The 21136-nt window shown below is 45.7% G+C and carries 19 protein-coding genes; 15 read left to right on the forward strand and 4 right to left on the reverse strand.

Going from position 1 to position 21136, the window contains the following annotated elements; all coding sequences use genetic code 11:
- The first annotated feature begins 7 nt into the window (after positions 1–7).
- From bamA to ruvX, 3 genes are read left to right on the forward strand one after another with little or no spacing between them, the layout of a single operon-like run.
- Positions 8–2593 carry an outer membrane protein assembly factor BamA gene (gene bamA, locus JW881_14295; GenBank protein ID MBN1698682.1) on the forward strand — a complete coding sequence of 862 codons (2586 nt, stop codon included), beginning with the start codon at positions 8–10 and terminating at the stop codon, positions 2591–2593.
- 47 nt (positions 2594–2640) lie between these two features.
- Positions 2641–3174: an OmpH family outer membrane protein gene (locus JW881_14300; GenBank protein ID MBN1698683.1), complete on the forward strand. Its 534-nt coding sequence runs from the start codon at positions 2641–2643 to the stop codon at positions 3172–3174.
- 16 nt (positions 3175–3190) lie between these two features.
- The gene (ruvX, locus tag JW881_14305) at positions 3191–3610 is read left to right on the forward strand and encodes a Holliday junction resolvase RuvX (GenBank protein MBN1698684.1); all 420 of its coding nucleotides are present in this window, start codon (positions 3191–3193) and stop codon (positions 3608–3610) included.
- A gap of 9 nt (positions 3611–3619) precedes the next feature.
- Here the strand turns inward: ruvX and JW881_14310 are convergent, their stop codons facing one another.
- Together JW881_14310 and JW881_14315 are read right to left on the reverse strand one after the other, a co-directional pair.
- Positions 3620–4135, reverse strand: a complete 516-nt coding sequence (locus tag JW881_14310; GenBank protein ID MBN1698685.1) for an STAS domain-containing protein — start codon at positions 4133–4135, stop codon at positions 3620–3622.
- Between the two features lie 54 nt (positions 4136–4189).
- Positions 4190–4351: a hypothetical protein gene (locus tag JW881_14315; protein ID MBN1698686.1), complete on the reverse strand. Its 162-nt coding sequence runs from the start codon at positions 4349–4351 to the stop codon at positions 4190–4192.
- A 57-nt stretch (positions 4352–4408) separates the two neighbouring features.
- On the opposite strand from JW881_14315, the gene mutS reads away from it, so the two are divergent.
- Complete coding sequence (gene mutS, locus JW881_14320) at positions 4409–6982, forward strand: DNA mismatch repair protein MutS (GenBank protein ID MBN1698687.1); 2574 nt, start codon at positions 4409–4411, stop codon at positions 6980–6982.
- A 5-nt stretch (positions 6983–6987) separates the two neighbouring features.
- Here the strand turns inward: mutS and JW881_14325 are convergent, their stop codons facing one another.
- Together JW881_14325 and JW881_14330 are read right to left on the reverse strand one after the other, a co-directional pair.
- Positions 6988–7581, reverse strand: a complete 594-nt coding sequence (locus tag JW881_14325) for a hypothetical protein (protein MBN1698688.1) — start codon at positions 7579–7581, stop codon at positions 6988–6990.
- A gap of 242 nt (positions 7582–7823) precedes the next feature.
- Positions 7824–9137, reverse strand: a complete 1314-nt coding sequence (locus JW881_14330) for a methyltransferase (GenBank protein ID MBN1698689.1) — start codon at positions 9135–9137, stop codon at positions 7824–7826.
- 520 nt (positions 9138–9657) lie between these two features.
- On the opposite strand from JW881_14330, the gene JW881_14335 reads away from it, so the two are divergent.
- From JW881_14335 to dut, 11 genes are all read left to right on the forward strand, one after another.
- Positions 9658–10308 carry a ComF family protein gene (locus JW881_14335; protein ID MBN1698690.1) on the forward strand — a complete coding sequence of 217 codons (651 nt, stop codon included), beginning with the start codon at positions 9658–9660 and terminating at the stop codon, positions 10306–10308.
- A gap of 261 nt (positions 10309–10569) precedes the next feature.
- Positions 10570–10971 carry a hypothetical protein gene (locus JW881_14340; protein ID MBN1698691.1) on the forward strand — a complete coding sequence of 134 codons (402 nt, stop codon included), beginning with the start codon at positions 10570–10572 and terminating at the stop codon, positions 10969–10971.
- A 2-nt stretch (positions 10972–10973) separates the two neighbouring features.
- Positions 10974–12497: a transcription termination/antitermination protein NusA gene (nusA, locus tag JW881_14345; protein ID MBN1698692.1), complete on the forward strand. Its 1524-nt coding sequence runs from the start codon at positions 10974–10976 to the stop codon at positions 12495–12497.
- A gap of 17 nt (positions 12498–12514) precedes the next feature.
- Positions 12515–14941 carry a translation initiation factor IF-2 gene (gene infB / locus JW881_14350; protein ID MBN1698693.1) on the forward strand — a complete coding sequence of 809 codons (2427 nt, stop codon included), beginning with the start codon at positions 12515–12517 and terminating at the stop codon, positions 14939–14941.
- Positions 14886–15233, forward strand: a complete 348-nt coding sequence (gene rbfA, locus JW881_14355) for a 30S ribosome-binding factor RbfA (protein ID MBN1698694.1) — start codon at positions 14886–14888, stop codon at positions 15231–15233. The genes infB and rbfA overlap by 56 nt, the downstream gene beginning before the upstream one ends.
- On the forward strand, positions 15230–16120 hold the full coding sequence (gene truB, locus JW881_14360; GenBank protein MBN1698695.1) for a tRNA pseudouridine(55) synthase TruB: 891 nt from the start codon (positions 15230–15232) through the stop codon (positions 16118–16120). The genes rbfA and truB overlap by 4 nt, the downstream gene beginning before the upstream one ends.
- On the forward strand, positions 16117–16914 hold the full coding sequence (locus JW881_14365) for an adenylyltransferase/cytidyltransferase family protein (protein ID MBN1698696.1): 798 nt from the start codon (positions 16117–16119) through the stop codon (positions 16912–16914). Before truB ends, JW881_14365 begins: the two co-directional genes overlap by 4 nt.
- A gap of 16 nt (positions 16915–16930) precedes the next feature.
- Positions 16931–17200: a 30S ribosomal protein S15 gene (rpsO, locus tag JW881_14370; protein MBN1698697.1), complete on the forward strand. Its 270-nt coding sequence runs from the start codon at positions 16931–16933 to the stop codon at positions 17198–17200.
- Positions 17201–17224: 24 nt separating this feature from the next.
- Complete coding sequence (pnp, locus tag JW881_14375) at positions 17225–19381, forward strand: polyribonucleotide nucleotidyltransferase (GenBank protein MBN1698698.1); 2157 nt, start codon at positions 17225–17227, stop codon at positions 19379–19381.
- A gap of 2 nt (positions 19382–19383) precedes the next feature.
- Complete coding sequence (locus JW881_14380) at positions 19384–20646, forward strand: insulinase family protein (GenBank protein ID MBN1698699.1); 1263 nt, start codon at positions 19384–19386, stop codon at positions 20644–20646.
- Between the two features lie 5 nt (positions 20647–20651).
- Positions 20652–21089 carry a dUTP diphosphatase gene (gene dut, locus JW881_14385; GenBank protein MBN1698700.1) on the forward strand — a complete coding sequence of 146 codons (438 nt, stop codon included), beginning with the start codon at positions 20652–20654 and terminating at the stop codon, positions 21087–21089.
- The last annotated feature ends 47 nt before the right edge of the window (positions 21090–21136 follow it).

Here is a 21136-nt window from a genome sequence, read left to right on the forward strand (position 1 = left end):
AGTTAATATGGCACTGATCAGGGATATGTCGTCCGTCCCGGGAAAGGCGGGATTATCCATCCGGAGGAAGGCGGGAGGTTCTTGTTGCATGGCGTTCGGCAACAATGCCGTGAAAATAGTATCGATTCTCATGGCTTTGTTTTTTACCGTATCCCCCCTCATGGCCGAGGAGATGGAAGAAGAATGGTATCTTGAAAAAACGATCATCGATATAAAATTCGTCGGGCTCGATCATGTCAACATTAATGATTTGAAACCGATTGTAGGAGAGTTCGTCGGTAAAAATTTTACCAAGGATATTTTCTATGAAATCGATCAAAAACTCTATGAACTCGAATATTTTAATGATATCCAGCTCGTGGAGGTCCCCGGTGATGAAGACAAGACAACGGTTATCCTCGAATATCACGTCGAGGAAAAACCCATCGTTGCCGATATCAGGTTAACCGGCCACAAGGCGGTTACCAGGAATGAAATCCTCGATAATGTTCAGACAAAGCGGGGGGACTTTGAAAACAGGGTTATGGTGCGTGAAGATGAAATAGCAATAAAAAGCTTTTATATAGAGAAAGGCTTTACCGAAGCGGCGGTATCGAGCAGAATCGAAAAGGATGACGAGAAAAATGTCATCATTGTCTATTTTGATATTGATGAGGGTTTTAAAACGACAATCAAGGAAATCCTTTTTTCCGGAAACGATTTTGTTACCGACAACACCCTCCGCGGAGAACTCGTATCGAAAAAACAGGATTTTTTCCATAATGGTGTTTTCAAGGAAAATAATCTCGCTGATGACAAAATAAAGATTCTGGATTATTATAATAAAAAAGGCTATATCGATGCCGAAGTCGAGAGAGTCGAGAAGACGGTCGAGCAGAACGAGGAAAAAAGCAGAAGTTACCTTATTCTCACTTTTTACATCAAGGAAGGCGAGCAATTTCTTTTCGGCGATGTGACATTTGAGGGAAACAATATATTTCCGACGGAAGATTTGAAAAAGCTGATCAAACAAAAACCCGGAAAGGTTTTCAATAAAGTGCAATGGGAGATGGACGTCCAGGCGATCAGATCATTCTATGCCGACAGCGGTTACATTCATAACAGTGTCAGCGAGCGGCCCGAAAAGGATGATACGAATAAAATCATTTCATATACGATAAGTATTATCGAAAAAGACAGGGCCCATATTGAAAATATCCTCATTGTCGGAAACGACAAGACCAAGGATTATGTTATCGAACGGGAACTTCCCTTTGAAGTCGGTGATATTTTCAGCGCGGAGAAAATACGTCAGGGAATATTCAACCTCTACAATCTGCAATATTTTTCAAATATTCAGCCGCAGCCCATGCCGGGCAGTAATGAAGGACTTATGGATTTGATCATCAATGTGGAAGAAATGAGTTGGGCGGATTTTAAAATGGGTCTCGCATTTTCCGGGACGGAGTTCCCGATATCCGGACAATTCGGGTGGTCGGACAGAAATTTCCTGGGATTGGGCGTTGAAGTGGGGATTGATCTCGAGGCCTCGCCGATCAAACAGGGATTGGCACTCCGGTATCAGGACAATTACCTCTTCGGTAAGGGCTGGGGAGGCGGTCTGAAATTTTCATTGTATCATTCGCTGATCCAGAACGCCTTCCAGGATATCGCTCCTCCTCTTTTTACCGATAAGGATATCCCCGATCCTTTCACGAGCGAGGAAGAGTATACCGATGCGATCAGGGAAGGAATCGATACAAACGAGCTTTCACTCATGGAGTATGATTCTCTCGATATCGAACTCGGCGCAAATACGAGTATCTATTTCAGAACACTTCTTGGAAAATTCGGTATCAGCACGAGTTTCACGACAAACGCCTCCTACGTGTGGTATGATTCGAAGAAGTACAGACATTACAACAAAACAGTGAGGGAGAATCTCGAACAATGGAATTTCATCAATACGTGGGGTAATACATTAAGCTGGGATACGCGTGATATTTTTTATAATCCGGAATCGGGCTTTTACCTGGCACAATCCTTTATATTTTCGGGTTTCTGGGGCAAAAGAAATTATACGAAAACCATCTCAAAAGCCGAAGCCTTTGTAACGCTTTTTGATATTCCGGTATCCGAAGACTTTGATTTTAAAACGGTACTGGCGCTTCATGCCTCAGCCTCGTTCATGCTCGATCCTTGGTTCGGTCTCATGGACAACTATGAGGCGACCGAACGTGAAAAATTATGGATTGACGGGATGAATGTCGCGCGCGGTTGGCCTTTCAGAAGAAACGGCGAGGCCCTGCTTGATTTTTCTCTCGAACTCAGGCATCCGCTGGTAAAGCAGTTACTCTGGTGGACGTGGTTTTTTGATGCCGCTTCCATGTGGGACAATCGTGATGAGGCTGATTTTTCAATACTCGATAATTACCTTTTCAGTTTCGGTGCCGGGTTGCGTGTCATAATGCCCGGCCTTCCAATCCGTCTCTATTTCTGTCAGCGGTTCAGATTTGAAGACGACCGGGTCATTTGGGAACAGGGTGAAATTCCACTCTTTGATCCGTTGAGTCTGCGTTTTGTCGTGGCAATTACGCAACCCGGTTTCTTTTAGTTGTTATGACCTGAAGAATATAATAAATTGGCAGGGGAGGTTTCGATATGAAAAATATGAGGGTGGCACGATATTGTGTATTATCTCTGGTTTTCTTTCTCATTGGAATCACGCTTTTTGCAAACCAGAACATGCCGAAAGTGGGAGTCGTCAATATCAAAAAGATTGCACAGACTTATTTCAGGGATTCGAAGGCATTTCGTGATCTGCAGGAGGAAAAAGAAAAAAACGAAAAATATATCGAGCAGGTAAAAAAGGATATCCAGAATATAGAGAAACAGATACTCGAAGCGAATATGGCGAATAATTACGATCTGGGCTTTCGGCTTGAATCGGAGAAAAAGCGTAAAGTAGAACATCTGCGTGAATATATACGAATAACCAATCAACAAATCGAAGAGAAATTAAAAAAGCTTTATTATTCCGACGAGTATCTGGAAGAATTGATCGAAAAGATCGAAATGGTAGCACTCAAGCAGGGGTTTTCCCTGATACTCGATATCGATTCGTCTGAAATTTATTTTTATACACAGGAGATTGATATCACGGAATTGGTGATCGAAGAATTGATGACACGATAAAAAACAGGGGAGAGTAATGGCACGGGCTTTATCGATCGATCTTGGAACAAAGCGGGTCGGTTTTGCGCTTTCCGATCCGTTGAAAATGATAGCCAGTCCTTATGATATGGTTCATTTTTCAACGGATGAAGATCTTGTGAGGACGATCGAATCCATCGTGAAAGAAAAAGACGTCGATATCGTCATCATCGGACTTCCGATTCGAGAAGACGGCAGGGAAGGTAAGGGATGTGAGGAATCTCGAAAACTCGCAGACAAATTAAAGGAAAAGAATATAACGGTTGTTTTATGGGATGAACGATATTCGAGTAAAATAGCGGAATCCATTTTGAAAGAGTGCGGTGTAAAACAAAAGAATTCAAAGAAAAGGATTGATTCGCTTTCTGCATCGATTTTACTGGAAAATTATCTTCAGTCACTGAAATATAAAGAATAAAAATCAACGTTATTTCGGATTTCCAGACGTTTCGTTTCCTTTTTTTTCCTTTATTTGCTTTGAAAGCAATTCTTTAACGATTTTGAATTTTTTACGGTTATCTTCAGAAATTTCAATAAGATTTTCATGCGCCTTGAGAATGAACTCGGGCGATATCTTTTCCTTCTGCGATATCGTTTCCATCGATTCAGGAAAGGTTATGTCCCGTTCACTGTAGGAAAGAATCTTGTCAAGGCCCAGATCGGCGAAATGAGAAAGTGATTCCTGTGAGGGGTGAATGACGCAGAGTTTTCGCCTGTAGAGGTTGTAAAATTTCTTGTTGAAACCGATAAGAAGCCCCATGAAGGTGGAGTCCATATATTCACAGTGAGAAAGATCCACGTAAATATCTCTTATTTCAGGTTTTTCCTCAAGACGTCTGAAAACCCGTTGTCTCAACCCGAAACAAATTTGCGCCGTTATATGTCCTTTGGCTTTGATAAATAACTTGTTGTTATTTTCTGTATAAAATATAGAGTTTTTCATCCGGTCGCCTGTTTGAAATATCTTTTTGATACTTCTCGAACATTCTACACTGTTTCACGCCAATAAGTCAACAACCCGTTGAGGTTCCGGAACCGGTGTCGTCGTTTCCGAAATGGTTGCGGTATTCTCCGGGGGGGGTTGCGTAATGGTTTCTTCCGGGGGTAAAGGCGGCTCGAGCGGTTGAACGGGTATCTGATCAATTCTTTCTATCTCCATATTGTACTCCTTTATTAATTAAAATATAATGCATACAGGATGACCGCGGCAACCCCAATGATGCGACAGTACAAAAAAATAAAGGAACAATACCGGGATACTATCCTTTTCTTTCGTCTTGGTGATTTCTATGAAATGTTTGAGCAGGATGCGAAAGAAGCGTCACAAATCCTGGACATTACCCTCACAAAAAGAAACGATATTCCCATGTGCGGCATTCCCTATCATGCCGCACAGAATTATATCGCGAAACTCCTCAAAGCGCAAAAAAAAATAGCGATTTGCGAACAGACTCATATTCCGAAACCCGGCAAGGGAATTGCAACAAGGGAAGTCGTCGAAGTGATTACGCCGGGGACAGTCATTGACGAAAATCTGCTTGAACGGAATGAAAACAATTATATAGTATCAATCGGCCGGTACAAGGGAGAGTATGCCATAGCCTATATCGATTGTTCAACCGCGGAGTTCTTTGCGGGAAATTTTTCTCCGGATGAACGCGTGGAACGTCTAAAACAGGAACTCCTTCGCCTGTCTCCGAAAGAAATCATTGTCTCCGAAGCCCTGGTCGAAGAAGACGACCGCATAAGCAGAATTCTATTTCAGCGTGAAGGGCTGATTGTCAACCGATATCCGGATTGGAGTTTTGATTATGATGCGAATCATACGATTCTCAAGAATCAATTGGGGGTGTCAAATCTGAAAGGATTCGGTATTCGGGAGGATTCAGCCCTGATTCCGGTTGCCGGCGTGCTGCTTGATTATATCCGTCAGACCTCAAAAAGCATGCTTCCCCATATCCGGTCGATCGAGATTATCACCGACGCTTCATTTGTCTGCCTCGATGAATCCACACAGCGTAATCTCGAACTGGTCAGTAATCTCCAGGACGGAAGTAAACGATATACCCTGCTTGAAGTCCTTGATTTCACAAAAACGTCGATGGGGGCAAGAAGACTGAAAAAGTGGATACTGCACCCCCTTGTCGATGAAAAAGAGATTGAAACGAGGTTGGACAGCGTCGGGCTATTATACAGAAATCAGATGCTTTTATCGCAACTCAGGGATCTCCTCGGCCGAATCCTCGACCTTGAACGTATTTCGGCTAAAATCGCCACGGAAAAAGCACATGCAAAAGACCTGCTGAGTATTCGGTTTTCACTGGAAGGGATCATTTCGATCTTTGATCTTTTATCACCGTTTAAAGCAATGGAACACATCAATAAGGCGATCGGACCCCTTGTGGCGGGCGGTAGAGAAATAATCGGTATTATCAGTGAATCGATTGCCGAAGAACCGTCTATTCTTCTTACTGAAGGAAACCTTATCAAAAAAGGCTATCATAAGGAACTCGATAACCTGCGGGAACTCACCGAAAACGTACGTGAGGTGCTTCAGAAACTGCTTATAAAAGAAAAGAAGAAGACGGGGATTTCATCGCTTAAATTACGCTATAATCGAATAATCGGGTATTATTTTGAAGTAACGAAATCGAATTTGAATCTAGTTCCTGAGTATTTCATACGGCGCCAATCACTTGTGTCCGGGGAGCGATTTTCGACGGATGAATTGGTTGAAAAGGAGTCGGAGATCAATTCGGCCTCCGAGCGGATTGTCAGTCTCGAAAAGGAACTATTTCTGGGGATAAGAGATCGGGTCAAGGATAACATATCCATGCTTCTGGATCTGGCTGATTCGGTGGCCAAGCTGGATGTGCTGCATTCCTTTGCCTTCTCGGCGACGACTTACGGATTTTCTAGACCGGTCTTGAAGAACGAAGCGTCGCTTGAAATAAAGGGCGGCCGGCACCCCGTGGTTGAGGCGCATATGAGGTCCGGTTCGTTTGTTCCGAACAGTATCACGATGAGCGATGAGGAAGGCTTGTTCATCCTCCTTACCGGGCCGAATATGGCGGGAAAATCGACATTTTTACGTCAGGTCGCCCTTATCGTCCATATGGCGCATTGCGGTTGTTTTATCCCGGCCGATGAGGCGGTTATCGGTATCGTGGATAAAATATTCTGCAGGGTCGGGGCGATGGATAATCTCGCGCGCGGGGAATCGACGTTCCTGGTTGAAATGAATGAAACTGCTAATATTCTTCGTTCCGCGACGGATAAAAGCCTTCTGATACTGGATGAAGTGGGAAGGGGGACATCGACAAACGACGGGCTATCCATTGCCTGGGCGGTCACCGAGTATATCCTTTCACGCAAACACGCAAAAACACTGTTTGCAACCCATTATCATGAACTTACCTCTATTGTTCATCCCCAGCTTGTCAATTATTCGATGAGTGTCCTCGAAAGGGGAGAAGATATTGTTTTTTTAAAAAGGGTAAAAAAAGGTCCGGCCGACAATTCATATGGAATCCATGTGGCAAGGCTCGCGGGACTTCCGGAAGAGGTGATCGATCGGGCCGAGGACATTCTTCATGAAATATGCGGTAAACGTGAAGTGGCCGGGAATAAAACGGTTCGTGAACCAGTCATGAAGCAATCAATGCTTTTCTCGTCATCGGAGCTGGTCATCAGGGAAATAGAAGGATTCGATATCGATACGGTCACTCCGCTTGAGGCACTCACCGCCATATCGCGGTGGAAGAAAGAACTCGCGGAAGAAAAAAAATAGCGTCCTCAGTCCTTTAAAAGGTCTTCAATTCTTTGACGCGGTGGAAGGAAAAAATCGGGAACCCCTTCTTTTTTAATTGAAGCGATGGTTTTTCGTATTAGTTGATCGGGATGTTCGGTTTCCGAAACACTTTTTAACGATCTCATATTCTGTTGTATTATTTTTGTTCTTTCTATTGCCTGTGAATACTCACCGAGATTTTTCATGGACTTTTTTTTAAGTGCTCGGATAAGTGAAATATCATGACGGGTAATCGCATCCGTGATTGTCTTCCTGTATTTATCGAGTACCTTCTCGTTATTGAATCGTGTTTTATCGATTATTTCATCGATATAGGATTCATTACTTCCCTTGTCATGGTGGTGTGAAAGGAGAACGACCTCGATATTTTCCAGACCGGCCAAAACGGCCTCTTCTTTAGCAAGCAGTTTTTTGGCCTTTGCGGCTGTTTCCGTTAAGTGCTGATTCGATTGCCGTATGATATTATCGGACGTTCCTGTTTTTCCCTTTTTTGTCACTTCATTCATGTTCGATGATTCCTTCGCTTTCTTTATGTTATTTGATTTGTTTGGCGATACATGCCCGTTTGTAATTTCCATCAATCCCTCCCCGGGAAGTATTTTACAGACGACTTACTCCCATACCCGGCAGGCATTCGTCACATCCGCCCTTCCGAAGGCAATAATCGATTAATTGTATGGTTGTACGCATCAACATTATTATAAATGAATCCTTCCCCGTTTGTCAATTTTTTTCCGTGTATCGTCCATTATGCGTTTTTCGGATTTTTTTCGAGTACGAATCAAAGCCTGTTTGAGAGAAAATCGCAAAAATCATCTCCTCACGACAACGGCGATGCATGATGCGGGGTTGATGGCGGCCGGGAAGGTTTTTTTCTTAAAAGAAGGCCCCGATACCCCTGATATTTTTTATCTTTTACAACGGAAAAATGCCTGAGGTGTTTGTTGATTCTATACAAAGGCGTACTTTTCCCGGTAACGAGTAGCGATCCGTCCGGAGCGAGAATATTTTCAAGGATGGGGGATAGGTCGTCATACGGCGTCACGGCGGAATCAGCTTCCGGGAAATATATGATATGGTTGACCGGTTCTCCGCATATTTCCGAGAGTGAATGAACTGTCGGAAAATGATGCAGGAAGATCGATACGCCGACGTTATCATTCGTGAGAAGGTTGTGGCGGGATATCTCGAGTTCGAGAAGATCGCGTCCTGCAAGGATATATTGTGTAACACTTTTATTATAATATTCCCGTAGAAAAAGGGGGATATGTCCCTGACCGGGCCGCCAGATGAGGATTCTCCCTGCAATGTGTTCCCTGTAGAGAATATCCATGGCAATACGCGTACCGTAACTCAGTGTATCAAAATCCGGGATGTTGAAAACAGTATCCAGCGTGTATGCTGTTTCATGGTATTCAAATGAAACATTGTCCCGTATATAGGGACGTAACGTGGTTCCGTCATCGGGCACGGCCGGTGTTGAGGAGTTTTTACCTTTAGTGAAATGAAAGACCTTGTAATCCTTCGTCTCTTCCGTATAAAGGATTTCCGAACCGCATGCCGCAATCGCATCTTCGACAATACCTTTAAGATTTTGAATAATGACGCAAGCGGCGCACCCCTTTTCGTTGAGTGAACGGCAAAAGCGTGCTATCATTGATCGGATGACGGGATTTCCTGCTTTTGCGGGGATATTCGATATGATCATATCAAAATTTTCATTTTCCGCATTTTCCAGTCCCAGTCCTCCTTTATAACACACCCCGTCTTTTACATTATTGAGTGTCGCATTAAGGCGGCTTATGGAAACGGCGAGGGCATCCCGGTCGATCCCCGTTACCTGTAGGTGCGGATATTTCTTTTTCACGGAAAGTCCCAATACACCGATGCCGCAGCCCACATCTGCACATGTTTCATACGATGAAATATCCACGTGCTGGGCGATCGTTTTCAGAAGGAGTCTGGTTCCCCTGTCGATATCAAAACTGCTGAAAAGAGATTGGGAAAGGTAAAAACGAAGATTTTCTCCCTGAAATCTGAACGGTATTTCTTTATTGATCAAGGTTTTGGGTATCGATAAGGACGCAGAATTCTTTTTTGACAAAACAAGGGACTGTTTCTTTTTCTTTTTCATGGACTGCTCCGCATATCAGGAAAACATATCGGTAAGAGGGTCTTCCTTTTCATATTCAATTCATCGAAGTAATGATTGTGATCCTATTCGACTTTTTTAGGAATGTCAATAAGGACAAGTCTGTTATGGAAGGGAGTTCGTCGTAACGGCATGCGGGTGAAAGATCAGCAGTTTCCGCTTAATGAACTGACAGGTGGCGGTGTGTTGCTTTACCGGGTGATCCGGTGGTGATTCTAAAAAATTTTTTATTACCATATATACTGGATTTTTTTAATGAGGCGTGATACATATTGATCCTGATCAAAGCGACATCCTCTTGCGGGTTATGTTTTATCGCGTATGTATGCGGTGAATTGCAAGGCAAAACCGAGCAGATTCATGCAAGACCGGTAAATAGCGGTCAGGGCTGTCCGTAACCAAATGCATCCGGGGATTCAGGACAAAACAACAGGAGATTATGAAAGGAATAACAAGCTTTTTTGAACAAATCTTGGATATTATATTTCCCGGAAAATGTCGTATGTGCGGACAGGTCCTCCTTTTCTCTTCTCAACCCGGCATTCCCCTTTGCGAAGCATGCCGGAAGCAGATCAAACCCCTTGAAGGCAGACGATGTGCAAAGTGCAGTATGCCGCTTATTTCCGAGCATATGGTATGCACCCGATGCCGGGAACAGGATTTTCATTTCCATTCCAATTTTTCGTTATTCGAATATTGCGGGGCGGTAAAGGAAATTCTCTACTCATACAAGTTCAGGGGGATACGTCGATTTGCGGAACTTTTTGCACACATGACGGGAAAGATGATTAAAACACATTATCCCGGGCTTCCGATTATTCCCGTACCGCCGGCGAAACGAAAGAGACGACGAAAGGGCGGTAATCATCTTAAACCCATACTGGCCATCATTACAAGGGAGTATGGTATTCCCTTGTTTGATTGTCTGGAAAAAAAAATCCATATACCCCAAAAAGTCCTCGATTTTCAAAACCGAAAGGAAAATCTCAAAGGCAATATCGTTTTAAGACGCAGGAAAATCTGCGATTACTCTCATATTATCCTTTTTGATGATATTTTTACGACAGGCGCGACAGCGGATGAATGTTCCAGGGTACTTCTCGAGGCGGGTGTGAAGCGGATATATGTCGTTACGCTGGCGATTGATAAATAAAACCACGCTTATATGAAATCTATGCTTCTCATTTGTAATCCGGGTAGGACCTGAGACGTTCGCGGAGAATAACCGACAAAAATATATACTTTTATAGCTTGACATAATAATAGAGGAGTATTATATTAATTTAAGTCGTTGTTGTTTAGCAAATGTTGAAAGAGTCGGAGAAATCGACTCTTTTTTTATAGGTATAAAAAAGTGTTTGAATCAGAGCTTGCTGAGCGTTTATTAAAAGATATTGAGCCAGTCGTTAACGGGATGGGATTTGATATTGTCGAGGTCCGAATCGGACGGACAAAACATATATCCGAAGTATTGGTTGTTGTTTACGGACCGGAAGGTGTCGGTATCGATGACTGTGTCAGGATATCGAAGACGATTCATCCGAGGCTTCAGCTATGTGAAGAACTGGATAACGTTGTCCTGAAGGTTTCGTCTCCCGGACTTGACCGGATCTTCAAGTCCAGGAGAGAATATGATATATTTAAAAAAAAGGGGATAAAAGTATTGCTGTATGATGCTAATACCTGGTTGGGAGGTATCCTGGAAGGAGTGACGGATGATACTCTCCTTCTCGGCATTGGTGATGAATCACGAAAGATTGATTTATCCCGGATAAAAAAGGTGAAACTTGATGACACGCAGGAGGTAATAAAATAAGTATGGCCACAGATATGTCCCTTGCGATAAAACAGCTTGTGCAGGATAAAGGTATATCGGAGGAACTTGTTTTAAAAAGTATAGAAGAGGGGCTGATAGCAGCATATAAAAGGAAATTCGGTACGGCCGACAATGTGGTTGTCAGATTCAACGATGACAATACGGAGGTGACCGTTTTCGCTCAAAAGAAGATTGTCGAGATTGTTGAAGATCCTGTGACCGAGATAGCCTTGAATGACGCACTCGGCTTTAACAAGGAGTGTGAAGTGGGCGATGAACTCCTTATCGAAATCAACCCGAAAGAGTTTGACAGATCAGCCGTTCAAAGCGCCAAACAGAAATATCGGCAGAGTCTGAAAGAGATACAGAAAGACACGATCTATTCGGAGTTCAAGGAAAAAGTGGGTGAAATGATCATCGGCTATTATCAGCGTGAACGAAACGGAAATATTTTCGTCGATCTGGGGAAGGTAGAGGGCATTCTTCCGAAAAAATATCAATCGCCACGGGAAATTTACCACCTGAATGACAGAATCAAGGCACTTATTTACGAAGTGACCAAAAATCAGTCCGGTCTGCAGATTATCCTCTCACGGACACATGCCGAGTTTGTAAGGAGAATTTTCGAACTCGAAGTGCCCGAGATTTATGACAGAACTGTCGAAATATTCAAAATCGTTCGCGAACCGGGCTATAGAACAAAAATCGCGGTCTTTTCGAACAGGGACGATGTCGATCCCGTTGGCGCCTGTGTGGGACTCAAGGGGGTGAGAATACAGGCGATTGTCAAGGAACTTGAAGGAGAAAAAATCGATATTTTGAAGTATGATCCGGATCCGCGTATTTTTATCAAGAATGCCCTCTCACCTTCTGAAGTTAAAGAGGTACTTATCCTTGATGAACCAAAAAAACAGGCGCTGGTTATCGTGACGGAGAATAATTTCGCACTTGCTATCGGAAAACAGGGATTGAATGTCAGGTTGGCAAATAAACTGGTTGACTGGAATATCGATGTTAAAACAGAAACACAGTTTGCTTCAATGGACATCTCACTGGAAACAAAGAAAGCGGTATCGGCCCTTTTTAGCGATGTGAGGGAGGAGATCAGCCAGATTTCGGAACTTCCGGATATTCCTCCCCATCTGGTCAAAATACTGGCTGATAATAAAATCTATCTTATCGAGGAACTTGTTTCGATGGGAGAGGAAGAACTGCTTCAACTCAAGGGTATCAATGAAGAAGATGTCAGTAAAATAATGCAGATAATCGAAGAGAATGTGGAGATTGTCGAAGAAGAGAAGGAGGTCGAGACGGAGGTTGAAACGGAAGAACAGGTTGAAACAGAAGCGGAGGACTCCGGTGAAGAAATAACTGATCAGGAGAGTGAACCGGAGGAAGGTGAGGAAGAAGGAGAATTGGAAACCTATGAATGTCCCGAATGCGGGGCGCCCATCAATCAGACAATGGACAGTTGCCCAAACTGTGGTATTGGGATAAGTTTTGAAGATGAAGAAAAGGAAGAATAGGGGAAATAAGAATTTTTATGGCTAGTGAACAGGATAAGAAAAAGAAACCTAAAACGACACTCATCAAACACAGGAAAAAAAGTCCGCCGGAATCGGTAAAAGAGACGAAGAAAAAAGAAGTCAAGAAGGTGGTTGTCGTAAAAAAAAAGGTCGTCAAAGTCAAGAAAAAACTTCCTTCGACAATGATAAAAACAGAGAAAGAAACAAAAGACCGGACTGTCCCGGGAAAAAAGGATTACAAATCCACAAGACGGGAGTTCGATAACAAAAAGCCGGGTAAAACAGATCAGAATAAGGGTTTTAAAGATAAAGAGAGGAAGTTCCATGAACGTGATCACGGAAAGCAAAATCGGTCGTATTATAAAGACGGCGGTATAAAAGATAAACGACCGGGCGGTGCCTTGCGGCGCGGCAAGGAAGGCGGCAAACAGGCCCCTTATGGTAAAAAGGAAACCCCGCCGGTCGCAAAACAAAAATCCGCAATAGGCGAAGGTAAAAAACAAAGCGGCAGGAAATTCTATTTCACAAAGAAGAAAAACAATTATCAGAAGAAAAAGTTCGAAGAACACCAGGAAAAATGCATTCAGGTCAAGAAAAAGCAGTCATACAAGAAGGCAAATCCTATACCAAAAGAAATATCAATCATGGAAGTCATAACGGTGTCTGAGCTCGCGAAAAAGATGAACCTGAAAGCCTCGGAACTGATTACCAAACTGATGGTTATGGGAATGATGGTGACGATCAATCAACAGATCGATGCCGAAACCGCTTCGATCCTTGCGGATGAATACGGCTGCAAGGTAAATATCGTGTCGTTGTACGATGAAACGGTTATCGAGTGTGAGGACGACCGTGAAGAGGATATGACCTCTCGGCCGCCGATTGTCACGGTGATGGGTCATGTCGATCACGGAAAAACGAAACTCCTCGACGCAATCCGTACGGAGAATGTCGTCGATTCCGAGTTTGGCGGGATTACCCAGCATATCGGCGCATACACGGTCGATATACACGACCAGAAAATCGTGTTTCTCGATACCCCGGGACATGAAGCGTTCACCCTGATGCGCGCGAGAGGCGCCCAGCTGACCGATATTGTCGTACTGGTCGTTGCCGCAGACGACGGCGTAATGCCGCAGACAATAGAGGCGATCAATCATGCCCGCGAGGCAAAAGTCCAGATCATCGTCGCGATCAATAAAATCGACCTTCCGGACGCGAATATCGAGAAGGTGAAGAAACAACTCGCCGATTTCGATCTTATGCCGGAAGAATGGGGAGGCCATACCATCTTCAATGAAATATCGGCCCTTAAAAAAACGGGCATCGCCGAGTTGCTGGAAAGTATTCTTCTTCAGTCTGAAATGCTGGAACTCAAGGCAAATGACAAATGCAGGGCACAGGGACGGGTCATAGAATCGAAAATCGAAAAAGGGAGGGGCATCGTCGCGACAGTCCTGGTCGAAAGGGGTACATTGCGGATTGGCGATTCGTTTGTTGCGGGAGTATATCCGGGGAAAATACGAACCATATTCAATGACAAGGGAGATAAAATCGATGAAGTCACTCCGGGCCTCCCGGCGGAGATTATCGGGTTGTCGGGTATACCGGACGCGGGGGATCCCTTTCAGGTGACAGAGAATGAGAAAATCGCCAGAATGATCGGGACCAAACGGCAGGAACTCAAAAAACTCGAGGAAGCAAAGAATCTTTCGCGTGTAACACTCGACAATCTGTACGAAAAGTTCAAGGAAGGTGAAATAAAGGAATTAAAGGTCATTATTAAGGGAGATGTTCATGGATCGGTCGAGGCGTTGAAAACGGCCCTCGAGAAGCTTTCGACGCGGGAGATTAAACTCACGGTAATCAACGCGCTGGCCGGCGCCATCAATGAAAGCGATGTCAACCTCGCTGCGGCCTCGAACGCCATCGTTATCGGGTTCCATGTCCGTCCGTCGCCGGCGGCCACGATGATCGCGGAACGGGAAAAGGTCGAAATACGCAAATACAATGTGATTTATGATGCGATCGATGACATTAAAAAGGCCATGGAGGGATTGCTTTCTCCTGAAATCAGAGAGGAAGTCGTCGGCACCGCTGAGGTGCGAAAGGTATTCAAGGTACCGAAAATCGGAACGATCGCCGGATGTTATGTCCTGACAGGCCGGATCAAGCGCGGCGGATTCGTCCACCTGGTCAGGGACGGTATCGAGCTTTACCGGGGAAAGATATCCTCACTCAAACGGTTCAAGGACGACGCGAAAGAAGTGGAAACGGGTTTCGAGTGTGGAATCGGTATTGAAAATTATAATGATCTCAAGGAAGGCGATATTATCGAGAGTATCGAAGTGAAGGAGTTCGCGAAAACTCTGGAAGAGAGCGGTAAAGATGGGAGAAATAAGGCAAAAGAAAATAAGAAGTCTTCTCAGACAGAAGATAAGTGAAATAATTCTGAAGAACGAGTTGAGAGATCCGCGTATTACGTCGTTCATTTGTGTGACCGATGTGACCGTATCGAACGACAATCAATACGCGAAAGTGTATATATCAAGCTACGGCGGGGATGTGGGGTGCGAAACAATAGTGAAAATACTCAATAATGCCGCCGGTTATATTCAGGGGCTTCTCGGAAAACGAATCCATTTACGGTATACGCCGAAACTCAGTTTTTATGAGGACAACTCGATTGAACGGGGCTTCCGGATCATTCAGAAGCTGAAGGAAATCAGTCATTGAATCACTCCGGTACAAACGGACTCGTTCTTCTCAACAAGCAGCCGGGAATAAGCTCGTTTCGTTCTCTTGGAGATATCAAGAACAGGCTGAAGACGCAAAAAGTCGGACATACGGGAACGCTCGATCCTTTTGCCGGGGGATTGCTGCTTGTCCTTGTCGGAAAATACACGAGACTCGCACCGCTTTTTTCGGGTCTCGAAAAAGAATATGAAGCCTGTATCGAGTTCGGGCGGAGGACGGATACACTCGATCCTGAAGGAACGGTTGTGGAGGAAGGCAGCGTACCGGGACCGGCTGTTGTTGAAACCGCCGTGTCAGGGTTCCATGGGACGATCGAACAGGTGCCCCCCCTCTTTTCAGCCGTGCACTATAAAGGGAAACGGGCCTACAAGAGAATCAGGGAGGGAGAGCGGTTCGAACTTCCGTCAAGGAAGGTCAGTATCGATGAGATCGATATTCTCTCATACGTTCCTCCTTTTCTCACCGTGAGGGTGAGGTGTTCCGGCGGTACCTATATCCGTGCCCTTGCCAGGGATATCGGAGAGGCGGCGGGAACATGTGCCTTTGTGCCGGCGTTGAAGCGGACCGGGATCGGTAATTTCAGGCTCGCCGACGCGGTTATTCCATCGGATTTTAATCCCTCGACCGACGTACGCGGCTACGGGTATTTTTTACCGCTGATCGATACAATAAAAAGTATCCGGATAAAGGATTCATGTGCGGCGAAGGTACGGAACGGTTCGAAAATCCATGACGATTTCTTCGAAGAGCCTCCCCGGGAAGAAGGGTGTTATGCCTTGTGCGGCAAAGGCGACCTGCATGCCATCGTCGAGAAAAAAGGAAACGACTGTAAATATATTCTCGTCGTCGGAGGAAGCCTGACGTGAATATCCTCATATGGGATGATTTTATGCAACACGGGGAGGATATCTCCGGCGATATCGGGATGACGATCGGGGTTTTTGACGGGATCCATCTCGGACATCAAAAACTGATAGGGGAAATAACAGAGACCGGCGAAACCCTCGTTCCCGTTGTCGTGACGTTCAGGGAGAATCCGCTTGCGATCCTCTCCCCGGCGGCGTTTGACGGGAACATTTTAAGCGCAGAGCAGAAATATGAAAAATTGAAATTATTTGCGATTCAATTCGTCGTAATGATTGACTTTTCCCGGAATTTCAGTAAAATGACGGGAAGGGAATTCTGGCTTTTGCTTAATCAACGGTTGAACGTCAAGCGGGTTGTTGTGGGAAGTGACTTCCGTTTCGGTTCGGGGCGGGCTTTTACCGCCGAATCCCTGCCGGGGCTGGCCGGGAGTACCGACATTCGGGTCATCGAACCCGTTACCTGTAAAGGAGAGCCGATAAGTTCAACACGAATCAGAAAATGCATCCGGGACGGGGAATTTGACGATGCCCGCAGAATGCTCGGAGATGATTACAAACTGGATATGAGGACCTTGCGTCCGGTTTTTAGAAACGACGGAACGTTTGAAATAGAACGGGGGACGGTAAAACAGATTGTTCCCAATGACGGAAAATACAAGGTTGTATTCGATACCGATGCCGGAAATACCGCCGGTACCGTCACTATAAGGGGGAACGATCTCGGGTTTGCAACCCCGGAAAAAAGCGAATATACACGGATGATATCCGTACGATTTATCGAAAGAGTTACATGAAAGGAGTATAACACGTATGCCTTTAAGCAGTGCCATGAAAGAGAAGATCATCAATCAGCATGGAAAAAACGAAAAGGACACCGGTTCAACGGTTGTTCAGATTGCGCTTATTACCCAGCGGATCAAGGATCTCACCGAACATTTCAAGGTGAACAAAAAAGATCATAATTCACGACGGGGGTTGAGACAGCTTATCGGGAAGAGACGACGGCTGCTCAATTACCTGAAAAAGACGAATCTGGACAAGTACAGAGAAACACTCGCGTTATTGAAGCTGAGAAGATAACAAGAATAAAGGAAGTACCTTATAATGATACAACAAGTTGCAATTAAACTGGGAGCGGAAGAACTGATACTCGAAACGGGAAGGATGGCGAAACAGGCCAATGGCGCTGTTTTTGCTTCATACGGCGGAACATCCTGTCTCGCGACAATATGTGTTTCCGAACGGTCGGATGACTGCGGGTATCTGCCGCTTTCCGTCGAATATAATGAAAAATATTACGCCGCCGGTAAAATTCCGGGGGGGTTTATCAAACGGGAAGCCAAACCGCATCCAAAAGAAATTCTCGTAAGCCGCTTGATCGACAGGCCCATGAGGCCGCTTTTTCCTAAAAACTACAGAAACGATATACAGATCATCCCGACGACCGTCTCGGCCGACCAGATCAATCCGCCGGATGTCGTGGCGATGGTAGCGGCGGCCGCCGCCGTTCATATCTCCGGCGTACCGTTCAAAGGCCCCGTTGCCGCGGTACGGATAGCCGCGGTCGGTGACGAGCTGATTGTCAACCCGACCTTCGAGCAGATGGAAAACTGCACGCTCGATATCGTCGTCGCGGGGACGGAATCCGGAATCACGATGGTCGAAGGCGGTTCGAAGGAAGTGAGTGAAGAACTCATGATCGACGCGATCGAGGAAGCGCATCGGTGGATCAAACTCCTCTGTGAAAAACAGAAGGAACTCGCCGCTTTGATCGGCAGGGAAAAAACGGTGATGCCGGAAGAAGAGGCGCGGCTTGAGAACGGGGATGAAATACGGAACGAGGTATATCCCGCGTTAAAAGAGGCCTGTTTTGTAAAAGGAAAAATCGAACGGCAGGCCGCCATAAAAAAGGTTTACAAAGAGACACTTGAACGATACAAGGAGACCATTCCGGACGAGAAGGAAAAGCTTCTCGTCGAGCTGTTCGAAACCATGGAATCGGAGATCGTAAGGGCTTCGATTATCAAGGACGGAGTGCGGACGGACGGACGAAAATCCGACGAAATAAGGTCCATCACCTGTGAAATCGATATTCTCAAAAGGACGCACGGCGCAGCGCTGTTTACGAGGGGTGAAACCCAGGCTCTCGTCGTCTCGACGCTGGGAACCGTGTATGATGAAAAAATTCTCGACGATATCGACGGCGATACGAGGAAAACCTTCATGCTCCATTATAATTTTCCGCCGTTTTCCGTCGGGGAAACCGGCAGGCTTATGACCGGGAGAAGAGAGATCGGCCACGGCCACCTCGCCGAACGGGCGCTCAAGGCCGTTCTGCCGCCGAAAGAGGAATTCCCCTATACGATCAGAATCGTATCCGAGGTTCTCGAATCAAACGGTTCGTCTTCGATGGCCACCGTCTGCGGCGGAACGCTGAGTCTGTTGAATGCAGGTGTTCCCATCAAAAAGTCGGTTGCGGGAATCGCGATGGGACTCGTGAAGGAAGGAGATGGTTTTGTCGTTCTTTCAGATATTCTGGGTGAAGAGGATCATCTTGGCGATATGGATTTCAAGGTTGCGGGAACCGAAGACGGCATTACCGCATTCCAGATGGATATCAAGATCGAGAGTGTCGACAGAAAGATACTCGAAGCCGCGTTGAAACAGGCAAAAGAAGGGCGGCTCAAGATACTCGCGACTATGGCGGAAACAATAAAGGAACCGCGGACCGCCATTTCCGAGTATGCCCCGAAAATAATCATTTTCCGCATCAATCCGGAAAAGATCGGAATCGTTATCGGGCCGGGCGGTAAAATGATTCGAACACTAAGCGAGAAATACGACGCGCAGATCAATATCGAAAGCGACGGCGAGGTGACCGTCTACTGCAAAATGCAGAAAGAAGCGGATGACGTCAAGAAGGAGATTCTCGCGCTCGTCGAAGAGCCGGAAGTGGGCAAGATATATCAGGGCAAGGTAAAGCGGATTATGGATTTCGGCGCGTTTATCGAATTTCTGCCGGGCAAGGAAGGTCTCTGCCATATTTCGAATCTGTCGCATCAACGCGTCAGGTCGGTAAGGGATGTTCTTACAGAAGAGCAGGAAATACCGGTCAAACTCATCGAAATCGATAAACTCGGACGTGTCAGCCTGAGTTATATCGCGGCGATTTCAGACGGCGACGAACCGGACTCGAGAAAAGACCAGCAGCGGGGCCATCATCGTAAACCGAATAACTCACGCTACGATAAACGGAGATAGTATTGGTCCTGATACGACAACTGGAAGGGGGGACGATTCTTCTGCTGGAACAGGTGTCCACGACAGAAACGGCGTCGATCGGCTTCTGGTTTACTCATGGCTCGCGGGATGAAAAAGATAACGAGCACGGATATGCACATTTTCTCGAACACATGCTTTTCAAGGGAACCGAAAGGAGAAACGCTTTTACCATTGCCCAGGAGATCGACAGGGTCGGCGGGGTATTGAACGGATTTACCGAAAAGGAATGCAGCTGCTACTACTGCACGATCCCGGGCAATCACATCAGGCTGGCAATTGACGTACTCGGTGATATTGTCTTTCATTCCGTGCTGTCCGAAGCTGAAATCGAAAAAGAGAAGAATGTCGTCATCAATGAAATACAGATATCACTGGATAGTCCGGAAGAAGTCGCATACGAGTATTTCCTGAAAGAAATGTGGGGGACGCACCCGCTGTCATTGTCCATTACCGGGACCGTCCCCGAAGTAAAATCGATAACACGGGAGAGGCTCGATGCTTTTTACCGAGAGCGGTATACCCCTTCGAATTTGATCATCGCGGTTTCCGGTAATTTCGATATCGATGATGTCACGGAAAGTATCGAGTCCGTCACAGCGAACGCGGGAGGCGGGAGGTTCTCGGCAGAACGGATCAAACCGGTTCGCAGACCAAGCTGGAAAAGTAAATGGGAGAAGTTCAAACAGGTTCACCTTTATGCAGGGACATGCGATATTGCATGCGGTGAAATAAAGGATTACTACACGCTTCTTCTCTTTTCAACGATATTCGGTGAATCGATGAGTTCACGGCTTTATCAGATGGTACGCGAGGAAGAAGGACTGTGTTATACGATCTACTCATTCAGAACAATCCATTCGGATTCGATCAGCTGGACCATGTACGCGAACACGAGGCCCCTCATGATCCCGCAGCTCATCAGGTCAATCGATAACGTCTGTTGTGGTTTTTTATCCAATCACGTTTCCGAAGATGAACTTAAGGATGCTAAAAACCATCTCAAGGGCGGGCTTATAATCGCCAGGGAGGACATGGAAGGAAGGATGAAACGCCTTTTCAAGCTTTATCTGATAAGCGACAAGATTCTGGAGTTCGAAGATTCGATACGGATGATCGAAAGTGTCGGCCTTAAGGATATCGAAAATGTGACACGAAACATACTCAAAGCCGATAACTTCAATCTCCTTGCGTTCGGGAATATCAAAAACAGTAAAGTCAAAGGGGAACGATTCACCTTTTCATGACAGTGATGAAAGAAATTGAAGTTGTTTGTAAAGTCAAGGACACCATGCTGCCGCATTACCATTCCGCCGGGGCCTCCGGCGCGGATATTATGGCGGCCTGTGATCCAGAAATTGTCCTCTCGCCCGGTGAGCGAACCCTGGTCCCGACCGGACTCTTTCTTCAGATACCGGAAGGGTTTGAAGCCCAGATCCGTCCGCGATCCGGTCTAGCCTTTCGACAGGGGTTGACCGTTCTCAATACACCCGGGACGATCGACTCGGATTATCGCGGTGAGATCAAGGTAATCCTGATCAATCTGGGCAGGGAGCCTGTCGGTATCAAAAAAGGGGACAGAATCGCCCAGATCGTTTTTATGCCGGTCGTCCGGGCAACGTTTATTCCCGTACGGGAGGTTGGCGAAACTGAAAGGGGAGAGGGCGGATTCGGTTCGACCGGTATCTGAGTCGTATTTGCGGATGAAAAACAACACCGTACCCTTTACCAGCGCCC

The organism is Spirochaetales bacterium (assembly GCA_016930085.1).
In the GTDB taxonomy this organism is placed as follows: domain Bacteria; phylum Spirochaetota; class Spirochaetia; order SZUA-6; family JAFGRV01; genus JAFGHO01.